This is a genomic window from Pseudomonas sp. P4_C3, assembly GCF_056402075.1.
The window spans coordinates 1-2,560 of record NZ_JBFUIC010000465.1 but is presented as its reverse complement, the minus strand read 5'-3'; the positions used below and the strand labels follow the sequence as shown (position 1 = coordinate 2,560).

The window sequence follows — 2,560 nt, the reverse complement described above, 5'->3', positions numbered from 1 at the left end:
CCTCACCGTTCAGGTTGAACAGCGGGCCGCCCGAGTTACCCGGGTTGATCGGTACGTCGGTCTGGATGAACGGTACATAGTTTTCGTTCGGCAGACTGCGACCGACGGCACTGACGATGCCCTGGGTCACCGTGTGGTCAAAGCCGAATGGCGAACCAATCGCGACAACCCATTGGCCAGCCTTCAGGTCCTGGGATTTACCGAGCTTGAGCACTGGCAGATCCTTGCCTTCGATTTTCAGCAGCGCCACGTCGGAACGTGGATCGGTACCGATCAGCTTGGCTTTCATTTCGCTGCGATCAGCCAGGCGGACGAGGATTTCGTCAGCATCGGCGATCACGTGGTTGTTGGTCAGGATATAACCATCAGTAGAGATGATGAAACCCGAGCCCAGGGACGTTGCCTCGCGCTGTCGGTCGCGAGGTGAGCGCGATTGTGGCGGCATGCCCCGTTCGAAGAATTCGCGCAACATTGGCGGCAAGCCTTCGAGGTCGGGCATTTGTTGGCTGACTTTGCGATCTGGCAGCTTTTGCGTGGTACTGATGTTCACGACTGCAGGCGAGGCCTGTTCGACCAATTGCGTAAAGTCAGGCAACTCGACCGCTTGGGCGGTGACCGCCTGACCGAGCACCAGCACAGTGGCAATAATGGAAAGGTAAGACTTCAAGCGTGGTATCGACATACGGCTCCCGTTACGACGAGCAGGGTTAAGCGATATGGAGCAAGGAACACCGGGAACAATACGCCGGTATTTTTGTTCCGGGAACAACAAACAAGGCCAGAGCCGAGGGGCTCTGACCTATAAGAAATTTACGGGTTTTTTGCAAATTGAAATGCTCACGAAACATTTCGAATTCAGCTCACTGCTTGGTTGCAGCGGCGTCGGTACGCATCGAAAGCGCTATCCGCTCAGCGGTACCGACCGGTATCTCACCGACGACGGTCACCATCATCTCACCCTGTGCCGTGCTCAAGCGCCGGGAAACCGCAACGGTCGGCCCCAACTGAGTGCGGGTGTCGGTGACGGTTGCGCCATTCAACGGTTCGAGGAATACCGAAAAGCGCGTCAGACCATCGTCATACATCAGGCTATTGACCTGGGTTTTGGTCTCCGGATCCTTGCGAGCGGTGCTGCTGGTCAACTCGAAGCCGGGCGGCAACCAGTCGGAACGCCAGACCTGGGCAGACTTGACGGCAGAAGCCTTGTCACTTTCGAGATTGACTGGCTTGCAATCATTACTGGCCTGCAGGTCTTTTTCGGAAGGAACGTCAGCGGTATCCAGTTGTGTGAACTGGAAGCGCTCCAACAACCGCCCCTTGTCGTCCAATAGCAAAGACTTCAGAGGCAGGCCGGTTTCTTTATCCAGATGCAGTTCAAAACCGTAGCGGTGTTGATCACGGGGTGTCAGCGATACGATCACCGCCGAACGCCCGGCGACGCGCGACTTGCCGATGACGGCGAGGTCATACCAGTTCTTGAGCTTCTGAGGATCGAGTGCACGGGCAGCGGAGTTGGGTGAGTCCCCAAGCCCTGCTATCAGTGTGCCGCTGACGCATTGAGTTTGCCCATCAATGCGAACGACTTCCTGAGCGGAACCGTCGAGCTGGATCAATCGCTCGCGGACCTTTCCATCCTGGACGCGGTGCCAGATGTTATGGGTAGAAAAACTACCGTTACGCTCGTAGACGAAAGTACCCTGAAAGCTTTGCTGTTGCTCTGCCTGACCCAGGCGGCTCAACCAGTCCTGGGCATCATCGGCTTGGGCTGGAACAATGAACCAGCCGCTGAACAGAAGCGAAAGTAGAGGTATGGCGCGCATGATCCTCCTTAACGGTTTTCCAGACTTGCGGCACGAGCGTAAGGCAGAGCGCTCTCAGTGCCTTTCAATGCAGCCTGTTGTGCATGTTGGCGCAAGTAACCTGGCAGACGCTGGTCGTGCCAGCCTGGCTGACCTTGCAAAACGCCATTGGCCATTGGGCCGGTAGCTTGCGAACTCTCATTGTAGCCTGCCAGAACAGCAGGGCCTTTTACTTGAGGAACGGCCAGTCCGGGTTGATTGGATTGCTGGGCCAGTTCGACGCCGGCGATCTCATCCTGGTTGTACAGACGCACACCGGCCAGCACCGCCAGGGTCACGGAAGCTGCGACCGCCAGACGACCCAGGCTGCGCCATGGACCACGGGAAGGTTTTGCCGGTACGGCTTCGTCAGCCAGGGCAGCAGAAACAGCCGCAGCGATGTCCAGACGTGGGAGCAGCAGATCCTTGTGCATCACTGCCCGAGCGATCTGATAACGAGCCCATGTTTCACGGGTTTCAACATCGTCGCAGGCATTCAATACCCGACGCAATTCCAATTCGTCCGCTTCGTTATCCATCACTGCGGACAGCGATTCCTGCAGGGCTTCACGACTCATGGCGTTCCTCTCTTGGCTGTCGCCGCTGTCTTTAGTTTTCCTGCAACAACGGCTGCAGGGCTTTGTCGATGGCCTCCCGGGCGCGGAAGATCCGGGAGCGCACGGTGCCTACCGGACATTGCATGACGCTCGCAATGTCCTCGT

The 2,560-nt window shown here is 57.3% G+C and carries 4 protein-coding genes; all 4 read right to left on the bottom strand.

From position 1 onward, the window contains the following. Nucleotides 1–682: trypsin-like peptidase domain-containing protein (locus AC1DVH_RS29375; protein WP_477756737.1), on the bottom strand; the 682-nt coding region annotated here is incomplete at its 3' end. Nucleotides 683–860: 178 nt separating this feature from the next. Further along, nucleotides 861–1,820 carry a MucB/RseB C-terminal domain-containing protein gene (locus tag AC1DVH_RS29370; RefSeq protein WP_477756736.1) on the bottom strand — a complete coding sequence of 320 codons (960 nt, stop codon included), beginning with the start codon at nucleotides 1,818–1,820 and terminating at the stop codon, nucleotides 861–863. A gap of 8 nt (nucleotides 1,821–1,828) precedes the next feature. Further along, entirely contained in the window at nucleotides 1,829–2,416 is a 588-nt protein-coding gene (locus AC1DVH_RS29365; RefSeq protein WP_477756735.1) for a sigma-E factor negative regulatory protein, read from the bottom strand. A gap of 31 nt (nucleotides 2,417–2,447) precedes the next feature. Beyond that, nucleotides 2,448–2,560: sigma factor-like helix-turn-helix DNA-binding protein (locus AC1DVH_RS29360; RefSeq protein ID WP_477756738.1), on the bottom strand; the 113-nt coding region annotated here is incomplete at its 5' end.

What these genes read in the sequence shown, in the direction of transcription:
- AC1DVH_RS29370 (WP_477756736.1), bottom strand. Translation starts at nt 1,820, where the DNA reads ATGCGCGCCATACCTCTACTTTCGCTTCTGTTCAGCGGCTGGTTCATT.
- AC1DVH_RS29365 (WP_477756735.1), bottom strand. Translation starts at nt 2,416, where the DNA reads ATGAGTCGTGAAGCCCTGCAGGAATCGCTGTCCGCAGTGATGGATAAC.